22 protein-coding genes are annotated in these 26842 nt (G+C 33.7%); 7 read left to right on the top strand and 15 right to left on the bottom strand.

All coding sequences use genetic code 11. The features are described from left to right. From MODO_RS06270 to MODO_RS06245, 6 genes are read right to left on the bottom strand one after another with little or no spacing between them, the layout of a single operon-like run. Window positions 1–2436: an ABC transporter permease gene (locus MODO_RS06270; RefSeq protein WP_006259796.1), complete on the bottom strand. Its 2436-nt coding sequence runs from the start codon at window positions 2434–2436 to the stop codon at window positions 1–3. 2 nt (window positions 2437–2438) lie between these two features. Continuing rightward, window positions 2439–4889 (bottom strand): ABC transporter permease, encoded by a 2451-nt coding sequence (locus MODO_RS06265; protein ID WP_006259797.1) that lies wholly within the window; start codon window positions 4887–4889, stop codon window positions 2439–2441. Window positions 4890–4891: 2 nt separating this feature from the next. After that, on the bottom strand, window positions 4892–7270 hold the full coding sequence (locus tag MODO_RS06260; RefSeq protein ID WP_006259798.1) for an ABC transporter permease: 2379 nt from the start codon (window positions 7268–7270) through the stop codon (window positions 4892–4894). 4 nt (window positions 7271–7274) lie between these two features. Next, window positions 7275–8030 carry a GIN domain-containing protein gene (locus MODO_RS06255; RefSeq protein ID WP_006259799.1) on the bottom strand — a complete coding sequence of 252 codons (756 nt, stop codon included), beginning with the start codon at window positions 8028–8030 and terminating at the stop codon, window positions 7275–7277. Between the two features lie 12 nt (window positions 8031–8042). After that, window positions 8043–8726: an ABC transporter ATP-binding protein gene (locus MODO_RS06250; protein ID WP_006259800.1), complete on the bottom strand. Its 684-nt coding sequence runs from the start codon at window positions 8724–8726 to the stop codon at window positions 8043–8045. A gap of 23 nt (window positions 8727–8749) precedes the next feature. After that, window positions 8750–9991, bottom strand: a complete 1242-nt coding sequence (locus MODO_RS06245; protein WP_156860084.1) for an efflux RND transporter periplasmic adaptor subunit — start codon at window positions 9989–9991, stop codon at window positions 8750–8752. A gap of 152 nt (window positions 9992–10143) precedes the next feature. On the opposite strand from MODO_RS06245, the gene MODO_RS06240 reads away from it, so the two are divergent. Together MODO_RS06240 and MODO_RS06235 are read left to right on the top strand one after the other, a co-directional pair. Beyond that, window positions 10144–11490 (top strand): sigma-54-dependent transcriptional regulator, encoded by a 1347-nt coding sequence (locus MODO_RS06240; RefSeq protein WP_006259802.1) that lies wholly within the window; start codon window positions 10144–10146, stop codon window positions 11488–11490. Between the two features lie 10 nt (window positions 11491–11500). Then, a complete protein-coding gene (locus tag MODO_RS06235) occupies window positions 11501–12826 on the top strand; it encodes a sensor histidine kinase (protein ID WP_006259803.1) in 1326 nt (441 codons plus the stop codon). 304 nt (window positions 12827–13130) lie between these two features. On the opposite strand, the gene MODO_RS06230 is transcribed toward MODO_RS06235, so the two are convergent. The 7 genes from MODO_RS06230 to MODO_RS06200 all read right to left on the bottom strand — a co-directional run bounded on the left by MODO_RS06230 (window position 13131) and on the right by MODO_RS06200 (window position 18606). Then, window positions 13131–13916, bottom strand: a complete 786-nt coding sequence (locus tag MODO_RS06230) for a hypothetical protein (RefSeq protein WP_006259804.1) — start codon at window positions 13914–13916, stop codon at window positions 13131–13133. Between the two features lie 102 nt (window positions 13917–14018). Next, complete coding sequence (locus tag MODO_RS06225; RefSeq protein WP_006259805.1) at window positions 14019–14549, bottom strand: hypothetical protein; 531 nt, start codon at window positions 14547–14549, stop codon at window positions 14019–14021. Window positions 14550–15111: 562 nt separating this feature from the next. Next, the gene (locus tag MODO_RS06220; protein WP_006259806.1) at window positions 15112–15447 is read right to left on the bottom strand and encodes an MGMT family protein; all 336 of its coding nucleotides are present in this window, start codon (window positions 15445–15447) and stop codon (window positions 15112–15114) included. Further along, window positions 15447–16073, bottom strand: coding sequence for a hypothetical protein (locus MODO_RS06215; protein WP_006259807.1), 627 nt, complete (start codon window positions 16071–16073; stop codon window positions 15447–15449). Before MODO_RS06215 ends, MODO_RS06220 begins: the two co-directional genes overlap by 1 nt. A gap of 1 nt (window position 16074) precedes the next feature. Further along, window positions 16075–16746, bottom strand: a complete 672-nt coding sequence (trmB, locus tag MODO_RS06210) for a tRNA (guanosine(46)-N7)-methyltransferase TrmB (RefSeq protein ID WP_006259808.1) — start codon at window positions 16744–16746, stop codon at window positions 16075–16077. 102 nt (window positions 16747–16848) lie between these two features. Beyond that, window positions 16849–17910: a sensor histidine kinase gene (locus MODO_RS06205; RefSeq protein ID WP_006259809.1), complete on the bottom strand. Its 1062-nt coding sequence runs from the start codon at window positions 17908–17910 to the stop codon at window positions 16849–16851. Window positions 17911–17913: 3 nt separating this feature from the next. Then, complete coding sequence (locus MODO_RS06200; RefSeq protein WP_006259810.1) at window positions 17914–18606, bottom strand: response regulator transcription factor; 693 nt, start codon at window positions 18604–18606, stop codon at window positions 17914–17916. A gap of 184 nt (window positions 18607–18790) precedes the next feature. On the opposite strand from MODO_RS06200, the gene MODO_RS06195 reads away from it, so the two are divergent. The 4 genes from MODO_RS06195 (at window position 18791) to MODO_RS06180 (ending at window position 24575) form a co-directional block, all read left to right on the top strand. Continuing rightward, window positions 18791–21544, top strand: a complete 2754-nt coding sequence (locus MODO_RS06195) for a TonB-dependent receptor (protein ID WP_006259811.1) — start codon at window positions 18791–18793, stop codon at window positions 21542–21544. Window positions 21545–21878: 334 nt separating this feature from the next. After that, complete coding sequence (locus MODO_RS06190) at window positions 21879–23039, top strand: beta-helix domain-containing protein (RefSeq protein ID WP_006259812.1); 1161 nt, start codon at window positions 21879–21881, stop codon at window positions 23037–23039. Between the two features lie 149 nt (window positions 23040–23188). Then, complete coding sequence (locus tag MODO_RS06185; RefSeq protein WP_006259813.1) at window positions 23189–23500, top strand: T9SS type A sorting domain-containing protein; 312 nt, start codon at window positions 23189–23191, stop codon at window positions 23498–23500. A gap of 94 nt (window positions 23501–23594) precedes the next feature. Further along, window positions 23595–24575 (top strand): LuxE/PaaK family acyltransferase, encoded by a 981-nt coding sequence (locus MODO_RS06180; RefSeq protein ID WP_006259814.1) that lies wholly within the window; start codon window positions 23595–23597, stop codon window positions 24573–24575. A gap of 45 nt (window positions 24576–24620) precedes the next feature. Here the strand turns inward: MODO_RS06180 and gldC are convergent, their stop codons facing one another. Together gldC and gldB are read right to left on the bottom strand one after the other, a co-directional pair. Next, window positions 24621–24959, bottom strand: a complete 339-nt coding sequence (gldC, locus tag MODO_RS06175) for a gliding motility protein GldC (protein WP_006259815.1) — start codon at window positions 24957–24959, stop codon at window positions 24621–24623. Then, window positions 24959–25945 (bottom strand): gliding motility lipoprotein GldB, encoded by a 987-nt coding sequence (gene gldB / locus MODO_RS06170; RefSeq protein ID WP_006259816.1) that lies wholly within the window; start codon window positions 25943–25945, stop codon window positions 24959–24961. Before gldB ends, gldC begins: the two co-directional genes overlap by 1 nt. A 73-nt stretch (window positions 25946–26018) precedes the next feature. Between gldB and nadE the strand changes: the two genes are divergently transcribed. After that, window positions 26019–26825 carry an NAD(+) synthase gene (gene nadE, locus MODO_RS06165; protein WP_006259817.1) on the top strand — a complete coding sequence of 269 codons (807 nt, stop codon included), beginning with the start codon at window positions 26019–26021 and terminating at the stop codon, window positions 26823–26825. Window positions 26826–26842 lie beyond the last annotated feature (17 nt).

Raw genomic sequence — 26842 nt, 5'->3', positions numbered from 1 at the left:
CTATTCGTATTTAATATACTTTAATACATCTACTCTAGTCGCTTTATAAGCACGACTAATAACAATCAACAATGTCAATCCTAAAATCAACAACAAACTATACACATACACACTCCATCCTATCTCTATGCGATACGCATAATTCTCTAACCACTTATTTAAAAAGTAATAACTAGGGAATACTGCTATTCCAAATCCAACCAAGCAATAAATTACATACTGAAATGTCAATTGTCTTAACAGTCCGAAAGTCTCAGCTCCAAGTATCTTTCGGATAGCTACTTCTCTTAACTTTGTTCCTATCGTAAAAGACGATACAGCAAACAGTCCAAATAAAGCAATGAATACAACTGTATAATTTAATACTCTAAATACTTTTCTCTCTAATAACACACGGTCAAAAGTTTTCGCATAACGTTGATCTACAAATTCATAAACAAAAGGAATTTTACTATCTATATTATATTTCTTCCATATTTTTTCAACAGCATCTAGAGTAGACTCTATCTTATCTTTACTTAATTTAATAGAGACATATAGAAAATTATTTCTTATCCTTTGATTAGTATGAAAGTGGTAGTAAATCTTAGGTTTTACTTCGTTTGCTAATCTTTCATTATTATAGTCATCTACCACACCTATGATTGTGTACTTAAAACCTTTGCCTTCTATAAACTTCCCTAGTGGTTCTTTCTGTTTCATTTCTCTAACGAAGGCCTCATTGACAATAATGTTATTAATACTATCTGAAGCAAACTGAGAAGATATATTCCTCCCTTGTTTCATCTTTATATCATATAAATCAAAGTAGTTATAATCCATTCCTATTTGTTCGACTAAGAACTCTTCTGATTGATATGAATGATAAGTAAACGTATTAGATAATGCATTACTTCCAAAGTGTGAAGAAGCTGTTGACACATCCTCCACTCCTTTTATTTGTAGAAGTTCCTCTTTAAAATTATAGTATTGATTTAATCGATCAGAAGTCCCATCGTATTCTCTATTTTCCTTAAATAATACACCTATTACCTGATCCCCCTTAAAGCCGAGATCTTTATTAAGCATATAATTAACCTGTTGATGTATCAATATCCCACTTGTGATAAAAAAACTAGCAATAACAAACTGTAGAACTAAAAAACTATTCTTTATTACTCTTCCACTAGTGCTTTTATAGATAAAACCTTTAAGTGCTGATAACGTATCCATCTTATCGAGATATAGTGCTGGTAAGATACCCACCAAGAGAGTGACAACTATTAATACACTCGATAATAAGCCTATAAACTTAAAAAACGAGAACTCAATCGTTGTACCCACAAATACATTTATGAACGGCACTAATAATTCTAAAATAATAACACTTAATAATAAAGCTATTCCTGTTGTTATAAAGGACTCTAAAAGCCCTTGACTAATAATTAAACTTCTATTTGCGCCTAAAACCTTTCTCACCCCAACTTCTTTAGTTCGATTCAGAGACTGAGATAGTGCTAGGTTGATAAAATTAAATATCGATAACAATAGAATCATAACAGAAAGTCCCACTATAATTTTCAACATCAATAGATTAGTATTTCCCTCAGGAAAAAAATAACCTATTGCATTCATCCTAGCGCCATTTAAGGGTAATAAATAACTCTTAGCATAGAAGCTTTTAAAAGTCGTCTCTACAAATTCTTCTACAGAAACTCCTTTAGACTCTGCTAAAACAGAATAAAAATGTTTATAGAATAAATTATCAATAGCGACTCTAGTCTGTTCTTTATCTTTGGTTTTAACTACTAAATTATAATTACTTGTAAACCAATCTCCTCTAGACGCTATCTCTTCAGTACTTAACTTATCTATTACAATATTAGGACTCATAGAACTTCTTATATCATGTCCTATTCTATAGACAGCAGATACACTATACTTAACATCATTTATCTCAATTTCTTCTCCTAATGGATTAACATTCTTACCGAATAATAATTCAGCTAATTCTAGTTCTATAGCAATATCATTTGGATTATTAAACGCTGTTTTCTCATTGCCATAAACAAACTCAAAAGAAAAAAAAGAAAAGAAATTCTTCTGAGCATATATTACTTTCTCAATAGTATATTCCTTCTCATCTATTTTTACATTTCCTCTAAAATACACCCCATTATAGTACATATAATCTTCCACTATAGGGTAATTCTCTTTTAAGAAATACCCTAGTGCAAAGGGCTGACTATTACTAGAGATCTGATCACTTTTAGACTCTAAAACAAAAACCTCATCCTTATAAGGATTCCATTGATCATAACTAGACTCTTCTAGATAATATAACGATGCTAATGTAACTGACGCAATACCTATCGCCAACCCTACTACTGTCAACAAGAAATACATCTTGTGCTTCATCGTATTGTACCAATAAATCTTTAACCAGTTCTTTAACATCTCTATTCGTATTTGATATACTTTAATACATCTACTCTAGTCGCCTTATAAGCACGACTGATAACAATCAACAATGTCAATCCTAAAATCAACAACAAACTATACACGTACACACTCCATCCGATCTCTATGCGATACGCATAGTTCGCTAACCACTTATTTAAAAAGTAATAACTAGGGAATACTGCTATACCGAACCCAACCAAGCAATAAATTACATACTGAAATGACAACTGTCTTAACAGTCCGAAAATCTCAGCTCCTAATACCTTTCGAATAGCTACTTCTCTTAGCTTTGTTCCTATCGTAAAAGACGATACGGCAAACAGTCCAAATAAAGCAATGAATACAACTACAGTACTTAGAATATTAAATATTCTCTTCTCCATCTGTACTTTATGGAAAGTCTCTGCAAACTGCTTATCTACAAACTTGTATTGAAACACATCCCTTTCTTCTATATTATACTGCTTCCACAGCTTCTCGATATCTACAATAGTCTTACTAAAATATTCTGGAGCCACCCTTATGTATATAACAGAATACATCCCATAGCTATGCTTAGTCTCTGGCATATAAGAATATACAGATGGCAATATTTTTACTTCAAGTCTATCGATATTAAAGTCTTGAATTACTCCCACTACTGTTTTCTTCTTGCCTAACTGTTCTATTGAAGTATCAAGAGGATTAGTCAAATTCATCCTACGAACAAAAGTCTCATTCACCACCACATTATCTAAACTATCAGAAGATAATTGAGCAGATAACATCCTACCTTCTTTTAGCTTAATCTCTAATACATCGAAGAAATCATAGTCTATCATAACATTACTAATCATCAAATTCTCTTTCCCGTTGTTATGATAGGTGCCAAATACACCATTTGAAGTATTTCCAAAACCTATAGTACTAGTAGATACCGACTCAATTCCTCTAATCTTTTCTAGTTCGGCTTTAAAGCTTGCATATTTAGTAGCACGTTTCCCTGTATAACTATTATGATTAAGAAACTCTATATTAATAACTTGATCTCCTTTAAAACCAAGACTTTTATTGAGCATATAACTTACTTGTGCATTGACGATGATAGAACCTATAATAAAGAAACAAGCTATTGTAAATTGAAGAACTAAAAAACCATTACTAAGCCATTTACCTCCTCTAGTTCCTATTATATTTCCTTTTAATAATTTGACAGTCTCAAATCTTGAAACAAAAAAAGCAGGAATACCACCACATATCAGAATCACTAAAGTGGCAATAACGATAAGAACAGCTAAATCATTGATAAACGAAAATGTGATATTCGTCTCTAAATACACATTGATATAAGGCAGAATGAGCTCAATAATACAAATAGCTAATACTAAAGAAAGAATAACCACAATAGCAGTTTCAAAAATACTCTGCTGATAAAAACTTCTCTTACCTCCACCAGCTACTCTTCTCATTCCTATTTCTTTTCCTCTACTCACTACTTGCGTTAATGATAGATTGACATAATTAAAAATAGAAAGTAAGAGTATCGTCATAGATAAGAAGATACTTATGTTTAACATTTGCACATTTGCACTACCTGCAGGGAATAACCTTTTATTCGGTAGCATACGAGCATCTGCAAGCTTATTTAATACAATATCTCCTGTATAGTATTTAAAAGGCTCTTCTTCTTTATATTGCTCTAATGTTAGACCATCCTTCTCTGCATTAGGAATGGCAACATATTTATCTCTAAGCTCCACTATAGCCTTTTTAATTTTTTCAGGCTGTTTAGTCTTCACACATAGATTTAATCCAAATTCCTTCGTCCAGTCATCACTGTCCCTAGACTTTTCAGTCAAATTATTCATAACTGCATTAGGAGCAAAAGAACTGCGTAGGTCTCCTATTTTGTATACACCAGAGATTATAAACCTAGTGTTACCCTGACTATCATAGTTTGGATTAATAGCTTCTATTGTCTTACCTATTGGGTTTACTCCTTCCCCAAATAGTGCTTCAGAGATCTTAATATCTATTGCTACATCATTAGGGTTAACTAATGCTTTTTCAGTATTCCCATATACAAACTCGAATGGAAAAAACTCAAAGTAGTTATCTTGTACAGTATATGTATCCTTTACATCTATTGTCTTCTCATTATAAATAAAATTTAAAGAACCATTATATCCAAAATACATATAATCATCTAGTTCCTTATAATTATCCTTTAGATACCTTCCCATAGGACGGAACTGATCTGTCATAGAGAAATTCGGAGCTACAGTCTCTACGAGATACACCTCATCCTTATTCGGATTCCACTGATCATAACTAGACTCTTCTAGATAGTATAATGATGCTAATACAACTGACGCAATACCTAGTGTTAATCCTACTACTGTCAACAAGAAATACATCTTGTGCTTCATCGTATTGTACCAATATATTTTCAACCAGTTCTTTAACATTTTTATTCGTATTTGATATAATTAATAATATTGATTTTAACAGCCTTATACAGCTTACTTGCTAAAACCACAAAGACTAAAACAGAGAGTAGCACTAAAGAAAGTACAAATGGGTAAACCGAAATATCTGTATGATCTACAAACCTATCTAACCATTTACTCATCAACCAATATGTAGGGTATAGTACTAATACATAAGTAATCCCCAGAGCATATATAAAAGGCTTTAATAACTTCAGATAGAGTTCTTTCTCACTAGCCCCTAATACTTTTCTGATCACGATTTCCTTTAATTGTTGTTCTATTGCAAAGGACATCACCGCGTAGAGTCCGAACAGAGCGATCAACACTACTGCTCCATTCCACAGCATAAACATATTGCGCTGTGATAATGTTTTCTGATAAGTCTGAGCAAACTGTTTCTTCACAGCCATCACCTCAAACGGATACTCATAATCAACATTCACTATCCAGAACGCTTGTAGACGTTCTAGAGTTTCTTCCTTTATCTCTGGATCTATCTGCACAGATAGAGACTCTATACCATAAGGCAAAAACTCTATATCTCTCCAGTGAAACAGAAGCATTGGCTTTATACTCTCTTCAAATCCGTCTCGGTTAAAGTCTCCTATTACCCCTTTTATGATAAATGTATTACTGTCATACGCTATGACCTCTCCTACTACATCACTAGGTTGTTTACCTAGTTGAGTAACAAATTTCTCATTGACATATACGGTTGGGAGATCTTCATCTATATCCTCCTGAATCGCCAGCATATTGAATCCCATCATCTGTATATACCCTTCATCTACCCCATCCATGATGAAGTCCGTTATTTTCTGTTGTTGGTAATAAGCCGTATGGTTCGTATTCATACTATTTCCTTTAAAAGAGATCGTAGACAGCCCTACACCTTTCACCCCTTTTATATCCGCTATTTGCTCTATGACTTTAGATGATCTATACATCTTACGTCTGATCTGTTGTGTATATAGCTTGACTTGATATACCTGTTCTCCTTTAAATCCTAATTCTTTGCTTTGCATATAATCCACCTGATTATACACTAGCCATCCAGCGATTAAGAAAAAGAAAGCAATCACCAACTGTATTCCCACGAATGTCATTCTCCACTTAGAGATACTTAAATGAAGCTGTACTTGCCCTCCCTTAGTGTGTTGTCTAGCGATAATACTACCGTATAAAGCAGGTAACAAACCTCCTAGGCAAATAATTCCTCCACCTATCAGTAAAATCAAAATCCCCATAGCTTCCCAAGAGAATACTAAGTGTTGATGTAAAAAACTGTTGTAAATAGGTAAACTCAATTCTACTAAAACCAAAGAGATACTTAACGCAACTAAGACATTCAGTACCGTCTCAAAAAGTAACTGTAATACCAACTGTCCTTTTGAAGCTCCTATAATTCTTCTTAGAGACAACTCCTTTGCTCTACTTAATACATTAGACTGATTCAGACTGATATAGTTCACTACAGTCAGTAAAAAGATTAAGAACGAACACCCACTGATTAACCCTATTGTTTCTCTCTTCGTATTCCCTTCTAATAGAGTACTCTGCTTAGATTCAAATCGAGCTTCTGCTAATGGAACTAACTTAGAAGTAACCTCATCTCCTCTATCATCGAAGTATTTATTCTTCTTTTTCTTATTGTAGTAAACTTCTTCTAGTTCTTTTAATAACTTAACCTGGTCTACTCCTTCTGCTTTTTTAAACACGAGTCCACCTACATTCTCTTGCCATAACTCATACTCTTCCATATCATCAAAGTCTATAGAAGCAAGTACAACCTCAGGCATAATTGTAGCACGTTGATTTAATTCATACACCCCTCTTATCACATACTTCTGATGTGCTAACGAAAGTGTATCTCCGACAGGATTAGCCTCTCCAAAAAAACGAGTAGCTAGATTAGAAGATATTGCTATAGAATAGTCATCTATGAACAGTCTATCTTTATCGCCATACTTAAATTCAAAAGGAAAAAAGTAAAAGAACGTATCTTGTGTATTCAATATCTTACTTACAACTCCTTGTTCTGTTTTACTCTCCCCATAGAAATCTAAATACTCTAACGCGTAGTAACAGTAGTCTTCAGCTAATCGATTCTCTAATAAATAAGGTCCTACCCCTGCAGGGATATAGATAGAATTGGATTGTTTTCCCATCTCTAGGTTTACTTCATACATATTACCTACCTTAGGTATCCATCTATTATAGCTATACTCACTCTTATAGTAAGTCACTGCTAGGATAACAGAAGCCATACCAATAGCTAACCCTATGATATTCCACAAAAAGAACAATCTAGAGTTGCTGATATTTTTAATATATATTTTAAACCAATTCTTTAGCATAACACTAATTACCTGCCTTAACTGATCCCATAGAATCTGTATATTTCTTTAATTCTTTTGGTGTATTATAGTACACCACTTTACCCATAGAGTCTGCATAAGCATTTAGACTTTCTGTAGGATACACTTCTGCCTTCCCCATAGAGTCTACCTCAGCTTTTACTGTTTTTGCTTTTAAGCCTTTGCCTGCGAATGTCGCTGCACTATCCACATTGACTACAAGGGATTCGACATCTCCTGTCACTTCCACACGACCTGCTGAGTCTACATTAGCCTTCATCGTCTTCGCTGTTACATTACCTACATACTTAGAGGCTGAGTCTACATTAATACTGATTGTATTCACAGAGAAATTAGCATTTATAGATCCAGCCCCATCAACAGATATCTTAGCGCTATCACCAGATACTCTACCAGACACCACTATTCTAGCCATAGCACTAGCGTAATAAGTAAGTACTGACTTCTGAGAAACATTCACTGTAATCTTTCCTATACTTTTATATCTTCTGTTTGGAGATTTGGATTCAATAGACAATTTAGTTCCTACCTGTCTGATTTGTACTAACTCTTCTGGGCTCTCCTTATCAGTGACTATTTCTACTGTATTAGAATCCCTAGTTGCATCAACATTAACTATCACTATAGAAGATACTTCTATACTCTGTACTCCACCTGCTATAGTAACCGTTTGCTTACCTTGTCCATACATGATGAAGGACAATAGCGCAGCTACAAGTGTTAATAAAAAACGTATCATAATTCTGTGTTTTTATTCTGCAAAAACATCTACGATTTTAGTATTCATTTTCTCTGATAAGATCATTCCATCTTTCATTAAAATCGTGCGTTCTGAGTACGAAGCATCGTGATTCGAGTGAGTCACCATGATGATTGTAGCTCCTTGTTGGTGCAGTTCTGTTAATAATTCCATTACTTCGTTACCATTCTTACTATCTAAGTTACCTGTAGGCTCATCGGCTAGGATAATCTTAGGGTTCGTTACCAAGGCACGCCCTACAGCCACACGTTGTTGTTGTCCTCCTGATAACTGTTGTGGATAGTGTTTTAATCTATGTACTATATTTAAGCGCTCTGCTATCTCCATTACCCTCTTCTTGCGCTCACTACTAGGTACTTTATTATAGATTAGAGGAAGTTCTATATTATCATACACTGTCAACTCATCGATTAGATTAAAGTTTTGGAATATAAATCCGATGTTTTCTTTTCTAATCTGTGCTCGCTGACCTTCTGTTAATCCCACCATCTCCTTGTCTAATAACAGGTAGCTTCCACTACTCGCATTATCTAATAGTCCGATGATATTTAACAACGTTGACTTTCCACATCCTGAAGGTCCCATAACAGAGATAAACTCTCCTTTTTTTACATTTAAAGAAACCTGATTTAAAGCTGTTGTCTCTATTTCTTCTGTCTGAAATACACGAGACATTTGATTAATAGTTATTACCATAATTATTCTTCTATGTTTAAATGTTCTACTCTTAAATAATCTTTATAACTTGATACGATCACTTCTTCTCCTACTTCTAAGCCCGATATCACTTCATAGTAAGCAGGGTTCTCGCGTCCTATCTCTACATTCCTTCTTGTAGCCTTATTGTTTTTTACTACATATACCCATTCTCCTTTTGTGTCTTGAAAGAAATTACCTTTAGGTAATAAGAGCGCTTTCTCTTTTCCTGACAAGAATAACTTCACTCCGAAAGTCGTCCCTTCCTGTAGTTTTAATTCCTTTTCTGTATCGAAAGCCAGGTGTACTTCGAATCTACCGCTCTTCACCTCAGGCAACACTTTGATCACTTCTACATTCGTGATCTGCCCTTTCATATCGATCTGCCCTCTCTGCTTAAGCATTATTTTATCGAGATAGAACTCATCTACCTGTGCGACTAGCTTATATCCTTCCATCACATCTATCTTACCGATACTCTCTCCTCCGTTATACGTCTTTCCTAATATAGCCTCGAACGATGACAGCCTCCCCGATACAGGTGCTTTTAATAAGAAATTCTGTTTATTCTCTCTTAGCTGCTCTAAGCTTCTATTGATGACAGCTATCGATTGATCTATTTGTTTTACTTGTAACGCATTACTTTGTTTCTCTTTTTGGATACTCTCTTCCATCAGCGCCTTACGCTTTTTTTGATATGTTAGAGCCTCTCTTGTTTTGTTCCAATCACTCTCTGACAATATCTCTTGATCATATAATTTCTTATTCAGATCATACTGTAGCTCTGCATTCTTATAATCGTACTCGATGCTTATCAAATCTTTCGTTAAATTTAACTCTTGATTACGAATATTCATCTTATTCACATTCAAATTATTCATTTGATCAATCAGAGAAGCTTCTTGAGACATAAAGTTAAACTCAGAACTCGGGTTATACAGTCTTACTAAAGGTTGTCCCTGTACTACCATACTACCATTCTCTACTAATCTCTCCATCACCGCTCCTCCTTCTGTGATATTAACTAACAAAGAATGCAATGGTTCTACCTGAGACTGAAAAGAAATATACTCTTCGAAGAAGTTCTCTTCTACAGGACGAATACGTATCTCTTTCTTAGAAACGTTTAAAGCGATATGCTGAAAAAAAGTGATATAACTGATCAATAGCAAAGCGATAATACCAACTGAAACAAGTATTATCTTAACTTTTTTTCTATTTTTACGAGGAATAGTACGATCCATTATTAATTGTTTTATAGATATAATAACAATAATGTGCCAATCATTAATGAACACATTAATCATTACAAATCAACAACTTAATATTTGATCAAAAAATAAACTGTTCAGTTTCGGACACTAAAACGTTCGCTTTTGAAATAAACCTTTACACCATGAGAAAAACTAACGCTACAATTCTTGTATTAGACGACAATTCTGAAGTTCTTATCGCAGCAAAAATGTTGCTAAAAAGACACTTTGAAACCATATTGACGAATAATAACCCAAAAAAAATAGCAGAAATACTTTCTCAACAAGAAGTAGATGTGATTATTCTAGACATGAATTATCGTGTAGGCTTCGAAGATGGTAAAGAAGGGATATTTTGGTTTAAAGAGATTAAAAATATTGCACCGAATACACAGATTATACTGATGACTTCTTATGGTAATGTAGAAACTGCTGTAGAAGGTATCAAACTCGGAGCGGTAGATTATATCCTAAAACCATGGAATAATGAAGCACTTATAGAAACCGTAAAAGGAGTAGTCAAACAACTGCGCAAAAAAGAAACGCTAGTAGACAAACCACAAAAAGAAGATAACGTATTTATAGGTCAGGCTCCTAGCATTCAGAAAGTATATACGATGGCTAGTCGTGTAGCTAAAACAGATGTTAATGCACTAATATTAGGAGAGAATGGTACAGGTAAATATGTACTGGCAAAGCATATACATGACAATTCTCCTCGAAAAGAGCAACCATTTATTCATGTAGACTTGGGGTCTTTAAACGAAAATCTTTTTGAGAGTGAGCTATTTGGTTATGCTAAAGGAGCTTTTACAGATGCTAAGCAAGATACGGAAGGTCGCTTCGAAGCCGCCAATGGTGGTACTATATTCTTAGACGAAATCGGCAATGTACCTCTTCACTTACAAGCTAAGCTTCTTCAAGTCATCCAATCTAAAAGCGTGATTCGACTAGGGGAGTCTAAAGCTCGCCCTGTAGACATCCGCATCATCACAGCTACGAATGCTAATATAGAACAAGAGGTCAATGAGAAGTCATTCAGAGAAGACTTGTATTACCGTATCAACACTGTGACACTACAGCTGCCTCCATTAAGAGATCGTCTAGAAGATATCTTACCTCTACTACAATTCTTTGTGGAAGAGTATGCTCATAAATATGATCGAACTGTACCGAGTATTAGCGAATCTACTCAGCAAGCCTTAACTTACTACGACTGGAAAGGGAATATACGCGAAATGCAAAATCGTGTGGAGCGTGCATTAATCCTAACAGAAGAGGATGAGCTAAACCTTCATGATTTCGGTATTTCACCAACTATGATTAACGATACCTCTACAGAAGAGAATACCTTACAAGATATGGAGCGTATCTCTATCCTTAAAGCACTAGAGAAGTACGATGGCAATATCTCTCAGACGGCTGAAGAACTAGGGTTATCTAGAGCCGCATTATATAGAAGACTAGAAAAATACAATATCAAAAACTAAGTTTAATCCTATGCAATCATTCCACTTTAAAGCCTTCTTGCGCATTATAGTTATCCTTCTATTAGGATTGTTAGGCATGTATTTGTTCACTAAGAACCTTGTGTATTCCTTTGTCTTGGTATGTATACTGATAATCGCTTTATTCATTGAACTTTTCTTTTTTCAGAAGAAATATTACACAGCTATAGACCGTATCGTACTAGCGATGATGTATGATGACTATTCGCTTAAGACTACAAAAGAGCAGCCCAATGAGACATTAAATAACTTACAGAAACTCTATCATAAACTGCAAACACAACAACAGCAAAACGAAATACGTGAGCTGGTCTATCTAAATATTTTAAACAATATAGAAACAGGTATTCTAATTCTAGAGAAGAAGAACGATAAGTGGGACATATTCCTTATCAATGATTACTTCTCTTCCCTATTCGATATACCGAAGATTAGGTCTTGGACAAACCTAGAACGACTACTCCCTACACTGACACATCATCTACAACAACTAAACTTTAAAGAATCTAAAGAGTCTATCGATATCAAAATAGAGCATGAGGAGAAACAAACCTTTATGCTCCAAACTTCTAATACAATAAGTCAAAATCAAGAGTACTTCATCGTATTATTAGATTCTATTCAGAAAGTGTTAGAGAAAAAAGAAAAAGATACTTGGGAGAATCTAATGAAGATTATCTCTCATGAGATCATGAACTCTCTTACACCTATCCACTCACTTGCTCATAATACTCAAGAAATACTAGAAGAGGAAGAGCTGTCAGAAGAAGATATGGATGATATCAAAGTAAGTATCAATACAATCGTTAACCGTACTAATCACTTACAGCAATTCATAGACAACTATAGAAAATTAACCATGCTGACTTCTCCTAAAAAGCAGTCAGTCCCCGTTAATCGCATTATACAGATGAGTATAGAAACTCTGATGCCTCTATTCAAAAATAATGGTATCAAAGTACAAACGAACTTAAATCTGCAGATCAATCTAGAGTGGGACATTAAACAGATGGAGCAAGTATTTATCAACTTATTGACGAATGCAATACACGCCACTGCCAAACAAGAGGTAAAAGAAATCCATATTAACTTATACGAAAAGAACAATCGTATCTACATAGATATAGAAGACAGTGGACTAGGAATCATCCCTGAGATTAAAGAAAAGATATTCATCCCTTTCTACACCACCCGTGAAGAAGGAGCAGGTATTGGATTACCTCTATCTAAGAATATCGTAGAGATGCACAATGGATACCTAACGTACCACAGACGAGAAGACAGAACAGTCTTCAGTCTTAACTTCCCACTGTATTAAATTAATTAGGAATTAGAAATTGCACCTATGGCATAATATCTAGTATCTTGTCATTCCGACGATAGGAGGAATCACACTAGCATATCCACAAACGCATTTAGCCCACACGCCTCCTGACTACGTCAAAGTACAGACGCATTATCATGCGCGTCACACAATGGACATCACTAAAAATGTCTACTAGATATTTTCTTAATACCCGACCTTTTTGACCACATATCTATATATGATCTCTAAAGCTATCAAAAAGAGGAATACTATAAATAACAAAACTCCACCTAATCAAGTGGAGTTTTTTCTATAATTATTTAAAACTTTCAACTATTTCAGCTATTTTATCTAATAAAGCATCACTTATTCCCATACTTAATTGATTGGTATGAATTACTATCCTACTAGGTTTTTCAAGATTATCATAATGAATATTTATATAATTTGATTTTGTAACATCAATAGTACTTTGTTTCTTGTCAAACGTTACATCAAATATTTCTTCAATATTTATATCTTCGTCTCTTACATAGTGTCCTACTGCAACTATAACAATAGGAAAATCACGATAAAAATCATTAGATAAAAACTTTCTTCTTTTCTTTATACTAATAGTTCTCTCTAGCTTATCAACTCTAGAACTACTTTTTGCAGATGCTTCACTCAATTCAGTTATAAAAGAATTCTCAAAGAAACTAACACAATTATTCTTTACTCCATTATTATAAATCTTATCATATAATTTTTGATAATTATACCAAGTAGCACTTGTTCCTCTTTTTCCTCTTTCTATATTCTTTTTAGTATCAAAAGAATATATTGTATTCTTTTGTCCTTTATATGGATAAAGTGGATTAAATAATGGTTCATTACTACACCAACTCATAACTTCTTCTTGAGATAAATTTTTACTTATATTATCTACCCAGTATAAATGATTATTCTTTACTTCTTGATTATATCCTTTTAGATTATTTTCTATATCTATTGCAGCCTCTTTTCCAACAAACAAAATTTTCCCCATAGGGTTACCTTTTCCAATATAAAGTTCGTCTTTATTTATTGCTATTAAATCTTTAAAATTTTTATTATACTCCATAATATTAATCTCTTTTCTTATAAAGATAATGTAAGATCTAAGAACCTGAAAATTGAGTCATGACTTTTTACAACCATATTAGCACAGACTCACAGTCCATACCTATCTCGCCCCTTCATGATATCCTTTTATCTCCTGATGTATAGCTCTACCATCTCCTTCAAGATATTCTCCAGAGAGAGCATCAAATAAACTCAATCCAAATATTCGATTAAATACACTACTGTACAAAGGCAATTGATTAAACACAAGATCTTTATTCTTCATCTTAACCCCTATCCCATGCTTGTTGCGAAAGCCAATGTATATCACTTCTTCTATATCTCTCCACTTAAGGGTAATCCCTCTCTCATAGTTAATAATCTCATCGGGTGTAAGTCTCAATAGGACGTGTCGACTTGCTGACTTTCTTAACAAGATAATGCCTAGAACTATCCAGACTATACCTACTCCTATGAATAGTGATAACAATAAAGTCAACTGCCAAAATGTTATAAATAACGTGATACTCACCTCCACATCTCTAAGTATAAAATAACACAGTACTAGCCCGAATACTAAACCTATAGCACCTATGATCACAAGGCTTCTACCCATGCTAGAACCATAATAATATACTTTCTCTTCTTTCATTCAGGTATTTTTTAGTAAATATAATGATATCAGAAAAACAAAGCCTGTACTGATAAGTAACAACTAACTAATCATTCGTTTTTTCTATCCCCTTCAACACTCCCTCAATATTCCTTCAAGACTTCTTCAAGAAATAAGTGCTCTAATAGAGTAATCTTGGGGAAATGTTGAAGAACTCTTGAAGGAGCTCACTCTAAAGCGTACTATATCTAGGATTACAGGCTATTCTGGTTTTTAACCCCTAAAAACAAAAACAACCACAAACAACTAATAATCAATGATTTGAATCATTAAAATCTCAATATGAATGCAAAAAAACTAAGCTTATTTTTTAAAAAAAGACACAAAAAAAGGCTTAAATAGCCTAAATATGCAAAAAAACAGTAAATAAAGAGTCTTCTAAAACTCTTAAAAAGGAAATAACAGCTATTTATTAGAGAAAAACAGACCTCTTTCTGTAAAAATAAGAAGTAAACAAACTAATTCAAAATATGAACTAATAACATCTAAATAATTGGATTAAAATACACTACTAGAGAAAAGAAGCGGTCTATGAGGTTAATTATTCTCCTTCGTACACAGTAGGTTCCCAAAGGAGTTCTTTAAAATTGACCACTTTATTATCTACTACCTCAACCCCTTCATTCTCTAATAACTGTTGCATCAGATTAGTTCCATCAAAATGAAACTTACCTGTCAATAATCCATTGCGATTCACTACACGATGTGCAGGTACTGTATCATCATCATGAGACGCATTCATCGCATAACCTACCATACGCGCCGAACGCGCTGCTCCGATAGCTCTAGCTATAGCCCCATAAGTAGTCACTCTACCTACGGGTATCTGTCTTGCAACAGTGAAAACTCGTTCAAAGAAATTAGCCTGCTTGTCCATTATTTCAATAACTTATATATCGTGATTAAACAGATAATACCCGTAATAGTTCCGATTACATAATTAATATTGCGCAAGATAAAAGCATCTTCTCTAGAGGGTTTCTTAAAAAAGGAAATATAGAGATAAAACATCATCGCTGATCCTATCACTACCCCTAATGAGAAGAATATAGTACAGATCAGGTCAAAGATATGATAATCATAAGTAGCTAAAGTAATACTTAAAAAAACGTAATAGGGAATTAAGAATACATTGATCGAAGCTAAGAAAAGTCCATAAACAAAAGGCGACTTGCTCTTCTTAGGATTATTCTTTTTCTTCATCTCTTTTTTCTTTGCAAAAAAGAAGAAGTAAATCGTCAATATTGCAAAAATAACTAAACCGATTTCGTGTAATGCCTCAGTAATACTCGGGCTAGAATCAATAAGCTTAGAAAAGAATATGGCGATAAAGGTCTGAATAAAAATAACGGTCGAAGCTCCTAAGACATACGAGAAAGCATTGCGCCCTCCTTCTTCCTTAGCAATCTTGACAGCTGTCATATTAAGCAGCCCTGGAAGAGAAACTCCCAAGGTAGCTGCTAAAAAACCGAAAAATAAAAGTGTGACAACTTCTACTCCCATCTTACTTAATTCTAAATTGAATGTAAGTTATAGGTTTATTTTGTTCTAAATACTGTGATTCGTAAAAAGTTTGAATTTCTGTTACTACTGAAGGTGCACCTTCATTTTTATAAATGTGGTGATTAGCGTAGATAACTTCATGTCCTTCTCCATGTAGAAGTCCTAATGTATAACCATGCATGAACTCACTATCCGTCTTTAAGTTCATAATACCATCTTCTGATAAAATATTCTTATAACGTTTAAGGAATTCACTATTCGTTAGACGGTGTTTAGTACGTTTATACTTGATCTGAGGGTCTGGGAAAGTAATCCAGATTTCGCTCACCTCACCTGATGCAAATGCATACTCGATAAGTTCGATTTGTGTACGTAAGAAAGCCACATTAGTCATTCCTGACTCTACAGCTGTCTTAGCCCCACGCCAAAAACGAGCACCTTTAATATCAATACCAATAAAGTTTTTCTCAGGAAAACGCTTCGCTAGCTCTACTGTATATTCTCCTTTTCCACATCCTAGTTCTAATACTATAGGATTGTCATTCTTAAAAACGTCTTTATTCCAATTACCTTTTTGAGGTAACTCTCCTATCATATCTTCTCTAGTCGGCTGATATACAATGTCAAAAGTTTCGTTCTCTCTGAATCGCTTTAGTTTATTTTTACTTCCCACGTGATATACTTCATTATAAATTTGCGCAAAATTAAGTAATTATAGTGAAACTATCCTATTTTAATTTTATCTGCAACAAATAGATACCCTATTGGCACATAATTAATTATCAGTAGGGTCTACGAAAGCTTTCTCTAAAGTGAAAGAGAACTCTGATCCATAGCCAAAACTACTCTCTACATAAATATGTTCTTCATGTGCCTCTACAATATGCTTCACGATAGACAATCCTAATCCAGAACCACCCACTGCTCTAGCTCCACTCTTATCTATACGATAGAAGCGCTCGAATAGACGAGACACATTCTCCTTCTTAATCCCTAAGCCATTATCTGTAACACGGATAATTAATTTATTATTCACTAAGTCTTCAATAGTTACTTCCGTAGTCCCTTTTTCCTTACCATATTTAATAGAGTTATCTATTAGATTCGTAATGACTTGTCCTATGCGTTCCTTATCACCTACTACATAAATAGGTTTGTTATAATTCAGATCGAAGATTAGAGATATATTTCTTTTTTTGGCTTTATAATCTAAAAAGTCAAAAGCATGTCGAATCGTCTCTACAATATCAAAAGTCACGATATTAAGGTGTAGATCACCAGACTCAAGCTTAGTAATCATATCTAAGTCATTAACGATATAGATAAGACGATCTACACTCTGAGCTGCCCGCTCTATATAACGGTCCCTGACTTTAAGATCATTAATCGCACCATCCTGTAAAGTCTCTAAATAACTCTGTATCGTGAATAGAGGAGTCTTTAGTTCATGAGATATATTCCCTAAGAACTCTCTTCTATATTCTTCTCTCACTTGAAGAGACTCAATCTCAATTTTCTTGTTTTTAGCAAATTTCTGGATTTCTTCTGTCAAGGTCTGCATATCAGTCGTCACGGCTTTACTTCTCAGCTCAGCATGTTCTAACAGAGAGACATTGTCATATATTTTTTTAATTCTTCTGTAGATAAAGTGCTCTACACGATACTGAAGAATAAAAAAGGACATCGTAAATAAGATTAAAAGATATCCTAACACTATCCAAACTGGGATGTTTAGATAAAATACACCTATGGGAAAGGTTACAATAAAGCTTATCAAGGTAATAGAAGATGAAGACTTTATTGCAAACTTATAAGAGTTTTTAAACTTTGTAGCCATTAACTATTCTGCGTGGTCAAATTTATATCCTACTCCTTTTATAGTCTTAAAGTAACTATCTCCGATTTTTTCTCTTAGTTTTCGGATATGTACATCGATAGTTCTTCCGCCTACTACCACTTCATTACCCCATACTGCATCTAAGATCTCGTCACGAGTAAACACTTTACCTGGCTTAGCCATTAATAAATAAAGTAGTTCAAATTCTTTTCTAGGGAATACAATTTCTTCTTTGCGAACAAATACTCTGTATTCATCCCTATCTATTCTAATATCTCCTACTTCTATAGTATTACTAGAAGTATCGTCACTGAAGCGTGCACGTCTAAGTAATGCCTTTACCTTACTCATTAGTACCTTAGGTTTGACAGGCTTAGTAATATAATCATCCGCACCTGCTTCAAAACCTGCTACCTGTGAATAATCTTCCCCACGTGCTGTTAAAAAGGTGATTACACTATTAGATAGACCACTGTTTTTTCTAATCAACTCACATGCTTCTATACCGTCCATCTCAGGCATCATTACATCTAATATAATAAGGTGTGGTTTGTTTTGAGTTGCAGACTCCACTGCTAGCTTACCGTTTGTTGCAGTAAATACTTGATACCCCTCTTGCTCTAAATTATATCCAATGATATCGATAATATCTTGCTCATCATCAGCTAAAAGGATCTTAATTTCAGAATTTTTCATACTTGTGTTGCGTGTTTTAGTAGGTCAAATATAGAGCATAATACATTACTAAATATAGACTTTACAATAATTTAATATGTTAACAATTTGATAACCTAATATACGCAAAAAATTAAACTTTGATTAACATTCACTATACATTCATCTAGGTTCTTTGCACCAATAATACAACACACTTATTTATATGAAAAATTTCTTAGTGATCTTAACCTTAATGGTATCAGCCACTTTTTATGGACAAAAGGCCGAAATTAAAGGAAAAATAACAGATGACTCTACGCATGAACCACTAGCCTATGCTACCGTGGCAATTAAAAATACTTCTGAAGGAGTAAACACAGAATTAGATGGAAGTTACAGTATCTCGATAGAAGCAGGTACTTATATATTACAGTTTCAATATATGGGATATGTAACTCAAGAAAAATCAATCACAGTTGCAAAAAAAGAATCAAAAACATTAAATATAGCATTAGCCTCTGAACACGTAGAACTAGAAGGAGTGATAGTGGAAGCTACACGTTCTAAATCTAGAGAATCAGCTCTACTTATAGAACAACAGAGATCTAGTGAGATCAAACAACATATAGGTTCACAAGAATTATCTCGTAAAGGGGTAAGTGATGTAGCTTCTGCAGTAGCTAAAACAACAGGTGTAGCCAAGCAAGAAGGTACAGGAACAATATTCGTACGTGGACTAGGAGATAGATATAACAGTACTTCTCTAAATGGATTGCCACTAGCCTCAAATGACCCAGAGAAAAAGAATATTGATTTAAACTTATTCTCTACTGATATCGTAGAATACATCTCAATAGATAAAACATATAGTGCAAGAAACTCTGGAGACTTCGCAGGAGGAAATATAGACATTATTTCTAAAAAACACAGTGGAGAAGGATTCTTCAACATTAGTTTAGGATCAAACATTAATTCTAATGCTGTAGGAGAAGATAAGTTTAGATCTCTATCAGACAGAAACTTTTTAGGATTCTCTAATACAAAACAACCTAGTAATGCGCTTCAAAGTTTTAGTTTTAAAAACTCTGCTCAGACAAAAAACAAATCTCCTTATGGAATAAGTTTAGGACTGAATGGTGGTAAATCATTCTACTTCGGAGCAGAGTCTTCATTAAACATCTTTGCTACTGTATCATTTGACAATAATTACAAATTCAAAGAAGGAATTAATCGTACTGCTCAAGCTCAAAACAGTTTTACAAAAGATTTATACATGAAGTCTTATGAGTACAATACGAATACTACTGCGATGTTAAATGCTGAGTATAATATCAACTCTAGAAATAGTATTAAATACAATTCTCTTTTAATCAATGGTACTCAAGAAAAACTAGATGAATACACTGGTTTTATCAGAGATATTACAGATAGAAAAGACTATTATGAAAATACGCTTCTATCAAGACAAAACTACAGACAAGATCGTCTATTCGTAAACCAATTATTAGGAGATCATAAACTAAATGATCAAATAGACCTAAACTGGGGGTTAGCGCTTAATAACATCTCTGCTCAGACTCCTGACAGACAGATGTACACTTTAAACAAAGTTAAAGGAGAGGATAACTACGAATTCTCAACTAACTCTAGATCTGATAATAACAGATACTTCGAGGATCTAATCGAAAACGAAGTAGGTGCAAATATCGCTGCATCTTATAAATTCAGTAAAAACAGTGAGAACCTATACAATGGAAAGTTAACAGTAGGATATAACTTACGTCAAAAAAATAGAGAGTTTAAGGCTACACAGTACGTATTTCAGATCAATGCTGATTACAACAACAATATAAATCCGTATGCATTAGATAACTTCTTTAATCAACAAAACTTCAACAACGGATACTTCCAAACATACACTTTCAGAGGAGGTGCGAATACACCTAATGCATTATTACCTCAAACGTATGATGGAGATATGACAGTACATGCAGGTTTTGCGAATGTAGAATACAAATTATCAGATAGATTATCAGGTACTATCGGAGCTAGATTTGAGACAATCACTCAAAAAGTAACTTGGCAAACACAGTTAGACGCAGATAAGAGCTCTAATACATTAGATAAAAATGCATTCTTACCAAGCTTATCTTTAAAATATGCTGTTGATGATAGAAATAACCTTCGTTTTGCTGCATCTAAAACATATACTTTACCTCAATTCAAAGAGAGAGCTAGATTTATCTATGAGGATGTAACTGAGATTAAAGTAGGTAACCCAGACTTATATGCATCTGATGATTATAACGTAGATCTTAAGTGGGAATTCTTCCCTACTAATGATGAAGTATTCTCTGCTTCTGTATTTGGTAAATATATTAAAAACCCAATCAACGAGATTGTTTCAGCTTCTTCTTCTAATGATATCACGTATGCGAATACAGGTGACTATGGATACGCAGCAGGAGTAGAAATAGAAGTACGTAAAAACTTAATCAGCTTCGATGATGTAAATACTAATAAACTAACGGGAGGGTTAAACGCTTCTATAATGAAGACGTACCAAAAATTAGATAATGAAAAAGTAAATCGAGAGAATAAATATATCACTACCTCATTTACACATGACAATTCAGACTTCACAGGTGCATCAGATTTCTTATTAAATGCTGACTTATCTTATATCAAAGAATGGGGTGAGAAAAACTTAATGGCTACTGTATCTTATGCTCATTTCTCTGATAAATTATACTCTATCGGAACAGAGCAAAGTGGTAACCTAGTAGACAAAGCATTTGGTATGTTAGATTTTACTTTCAAAATGAAATTTAATAAAAGGTTTGGTATTGGTTTAAATGCTAAAAACTTATTAGACCCAAAAATTGAAAGAGAACAACAAAACAAGACTCAAGATGTCTTAGTAAGATCATATAAACTTGGAAGAAACTTTAGCTTAAGCCTAAACTATTCATTCTAGAATCTAAATATCATATAATACCCCAAAAGCAAAGCGAGAGTCTTCTAATAAGGCTCTCGCTTTATTTTTTACTAAAAAAGGTCAATTAAAATCATATTCAATATGATCTATTTTAAAAAATATTTCTCTCCTAATTACTTACAAAAGTACTCATTCCTCTTTCCTATTTACACTCGCTTAAACTACAAATCCATATACTATTATAATTAACCAACTTAACACCTATTTAATATTGAGGAAACAAACTATTAATCATTCAATGATAATGAGTTAACATACTTTTTCTGTTTTCTAGACATCTTTGTATCAAACAATATAAAAAACTATATTACACATGAAAAAATTATTAAGAGCAGGATTCAGTATTGCATTAGTTACATTAACATTAGCAAGTTGTTCATCAAGTGATGATAATAACGGAGGAGGAACAACAGATCCTGGAACAACTACTCCAGGTCTAAAAGGAGACATATTAGGTGGAGAACTTAAAAAAGGAGATAAACTAAGCTTAGAAGCAAACAAAACATATAAATTAACTTCTAAATTAATAGTAAACGATGGAGCTACTTTAAACATCCCAGAAGGAGTTAAAATTATTGGAGAAGGTGGTACTTCTGCTTATATCGCAGTGGGACAAGGAGGAAAAATCTATGTAGAAGGAAAACAAAACAATCCTGTAGTAATGACAGGTGTAGAGAAAAGTAGAGGAAACTGGGGAGGTCTAGTAATCTGTGGAAAAGCACCTATTAACAAAGCAGAAACAGCAACAGCTGAAGTATCAGACTTAACATACGGAGGTAAAGTAGCTAATGATAACTCAGGTTCTATTAAATATTTAAGAATCGAATACGCAGGAGCTAACTACAACGCTGAAAAAGAGTTCAATGGACTTTCTTTATTCGGAGTAGGAAGTGGGACTGTAATCCAATATGTACAAGCACACGAAGGGTCTGATGACGGATTTGAGTGGTTCGGAGGAACAGTTAGTGCACAATATTTAGTGTCTACTAATAATGATGATGATCAGTTTGACTGGACAGAAGGATGGTCAGGGAAAGAAAACAAATTCTGGTATTCAAAACAATCAGGTACAGCAGATAAAGGATTCGAAGCAGATAACAATTCTAAAAACAGAGCTGCAAACCCTTACTCTAATCCAACTATCGTAGGAGTAACATTATTACCTGCAGTAGACGGAAAAGGAACAGCAATGAAATTACGTGAAGGAACAAAAGGAAATATTTCTGATGTAGTAATCGGAGCTTATGCAACTGCATTCGACGTGGAACACGATGAGACTATTGCTAACGTTAAAGATGGTTCTTTAATCTTAAGCAATGTAAAACTTATCAATGTAGGTAAAGCTACATCTGGTAAAAATACTAAAGGAGATGCAGTAGATGTATCTAAAGTATTCACTGCTGGAGAGGCTAAAGGAGCAGGAAATGGAGTTGGTGTTCCAGAGTGGACTAAAGGTTGGACAGTAGGTCTATAGTAATACTAAGATAAAAATGTTAAAAAAAAGTGCTTATTTAAAAAAATAGGCACTTTTTTGTTTTTTTATGTCATTTTAAATAATTACTTTTATACCATAATTTTAGTTAGATGGCAAAAAAATACTTTTATATCATAATGCTCATTGCAATGCTAGGCGGAAGCACAGCATTTGCGCAAAGTGGTTTGCGCTATAATAATGAACCTCGATACGCTAATCAGAATATCGAAGGGCTATCTATTTACCCTAACCCAGCGGTTTCAAATGGTAAATTGTACATTGAGTCTACTAAAAATGAACCAAAAGAAGTAGAGCTTTACAATGTTGTAGGAAAAAAAGTATTTACAACTACTGTTAATAACAGAGAGTTGAACTTACCTTATAGTGTAAATGCTGGTATTTACATCATGAAGATAAAGGAAAGTAATGCTACTGCTACTAGAAAAATAGTAGTAAAATAAGAAATACATTTTAATGATTTTATATTCTTAAAAGAGTATCACTAAAGTGATGCTCTTTTTTTATTTGTATTTTTGTACTTAAATATAATAGACCGTGTTTAAACCTGAAGAAATCATCCAAATACAAACAAAAAAAGATTTTCATAGAGTAGCTATGAAAGTCTTTAGATTCCAGTATGAACATAATCCTGTTTATCAACAGTTCTGTAATCTTCTAAATAAAACTCCTGAGCAAGTCAAAACATTAACTGATGTACCTTTTCTACCTATCGAGTTCTTTAAGAGCAAAGATGTTTTATCTTCAATAGATCCTATAAAAATAACATTCACAAGTAGTGGTACTACCGGAATGATAACTAGTAAACATCATGTGACTGATCTAGACTATTACGAATACAGCTTTAGAGCAGCATTCTCTCACTTCTATGGAAATATCGAAGACTATGTTGTTTTAGCTCTTTTACCTGCTTATTTAGAAAGAGAAGGTTCTTCTCTAATCTATATGGTAGAAGATCTTATAGAAGGTTCTAATCAGCCTGAAAGTGGATTCTACCTACACAACTATGAAGAATTAGCTAAAATGCTAATCGATTTAGATAAACAAGGTAAAAATGTTCTATTAATAGGTGTTACCTATGCCTTACTAGATATGATAGAAATGCAAAAGTTTAACCTTAGCAATACTATCATTATGGAGACTGGAGGCATGAAAGGTAGACGTAAAGAAATGATACGAGAAGAACTACACCAAGTATTATGTGAAGGTTTCGGGGTATCTAAAATACACTCTGAGTATGGAATGACCGAACTATTATCTCAAGGCTATTCTTTTGGTGATGGTATCTTTGAATGTCCTCCATGGATGGATATCTTAACTCGTGATCCAGAAGATGCTTTAACCTATGTAGAAGAAGGCAAAACAGGCGGGGTCAATGTAATCGATTTAGCTAACCTTAATTCTTGCTCGTTTATTGCTACACAAGACTTAGGAAAAAAATATAAAGATGGTTCTTTCGAAATACTTGGAAGATTTGACCATTCTGACATAAGAGGTTGTAATCTTATGGTTGTATAATAAAAGAGCCTCATACATTTAAACGTATGAGGCTCTTTCTTATAATTACTTTTCTAAAAGATCTAATTTCTCTGCAAAATAATCACAGAAGTCTTTCATTGTTGCTGCCATCTTCTCATCTTCTGTAGCACGCTCAAATGTATCTGACATTGCCACTAATGTTTGATGAAAGAACTTTTTCATCTCATCTACAGGCATATCCTTAGTCCACAAGTCTATACGCAATGTCTCTTTGGCTTTATGATCCCAGATAGATAATAACATTGCTTTAGAACTAGCTTTCTCTACACCTCCATCTTTAGCAGTCCAAAACAATTTATCTGGTACTTTATTCTCGTCTAACTCTACTCTAATATTTATATCAGAAACGTGATTTTTACTCATTACTTCTTTGGTTTATACTTTGATTTTTCAAATATTTCTTTTGCATCCGTATTAAACAGATCATGCAAAGTTACATTATTATTTTGCATATACGCATTAACAATCTGCCAACCTAACCAAGCTCCAGTTCTCCCTGGGCTATCACCATCAATATCTAAATAATACTTAGAAAAAGGAGCAGCTGTAAGAAATCGACTACTCAACTTACTGTCTGTATCAAATAATAAATTATTCTCTATAAAATATCTCCACATCTCTGGCTCATTCTCCTGACACCACTGTATCTGCTCTAAAGTATACCCCATGATATAAGCATCATTAACTTTAGGCAACAATAATTTCTTAGCGTATAATACCTTACCGTATTGTACCATACCTCCTAAGAAAGTACGATCTCTATTGCCTCCTATTTTCTGTAAAACGAAGCTTTCTGCTAAATCAGGTAATATCTGTGTGGGCTCAAAAGATGGTCTTAAATACTCAGGAAAACTAACATAGAAATGATGATCCTTCCCTAAATAAGTATCTAAAGCAATCAATGCTAACGAATCTGCATAAATAGCTTTTGCTGTCACATCCACTTCCGAGATTAATGTGATTACCTTTTTCTTCGAAGCCTCATGTGGATAATAATACTTCACATGTTTAAAGAACTCTTCTAATTGCTTTGGCAATTCACCTAAATCTTGGTATTTCTTCTCTACCTCTTCATTTAACTCAATGAATATGGTATCTTGTTTTTTCTTTATCCAAAACTCATCAGATAAATTCTCATTAAAGAAATACGGATACTGCTTTTTAATACTTGCTAGATCAGCATCTTCTGACTTGAAGAACTCCTGATCAAAGCGAGTAACAGTCATATCTATAGGAATAGCATTAATCTCTTTATCAAGTTCACTCTGCTTATCTCCACAGCTAGACCAAAAAACACAGCTCACTAGTAATACAGCACTAGATAAATTAGTAAATTTGGAAAAAGTCATTTTATCTTTTTTTATTTTCAATGTACAAATATAATAAGATAGATATCAACCTATTCCATAAATATTTAAAGTCATGGTAAACAACACTAAAATGAATACTTCAGCAGTAACAGATTATATCGTTAATTGGTTAAAAGAATATGCGCAGAATGCAAGAGTAAGTGGATATGTAATAGGAATATCAGGTGGTATTGATTCTGCGGTAACCTCAACACTATGCGCTATGACAGGACTACCGCTATTATGTGTTGAAATGCCAATTCATCAAGATTCCTCACAAGTATCAAGAGCAAAAGAACATATCTCTTTCTTACAAGAAAAGTTTACTAATGTAGCCTCTACTGTAGCAGACTTAACTTCGACATTTGAAACATTAAAAACAGCTGTTCCCTCTTCAGATGATGAAGCTATCTTAAACCTTACACTTGCCAACACACGTGCTAGATTGCGTATGACTACATTATACTACTATGCTGGACTACACAGAAGTCTAGTAGCAGGAACAGGAAATAAAGTAGAAGACTTCGGAGTTGGTTTCTTTACTAAATATGGTGATGGTGGTGTAGACGTAAGCCCTATAGCAGACTTAATGAAATCAGAAGTACGTGCTATCGGAGAGTACTTAGGAGTTCCTAGTAGTATTATAGTAGCTAAACCTACTGATGGATTATTTGGGGATGAGCGATCTGATGAAGATCAACTAGGTGCTAATTATGACGAACTAGAAATAGCTATGCTAGCACACGAAAAAGGAGCTAAAGCAGAAGACTTCACAGGAAGAGAAAAAGAAGTTTTTGAAATATATAGCAGATTAAATAGAATCAACCAACATAAGATTAACCCTATACCTGTTTGTATAATTCCTATAGAAATCAAATAATTACTTACTAATATATT

Origin of the sequence: Myroides odoratimimus (genome assembly GCF_001485415.1) — a bacterium.
Taxonomy (GTDB): Bacteria; Bacteroidota; Bacteroidia; order Flavobacteriales; family Flavobacteriaceae; genus Flavobacterium; species Flavobacterium odoratimimum.
The sequence above is the reverse complement of the archived record's forward strand: the minus strand, read 5'-3'. Positions and strand labels throughout refer to the sequence as shown.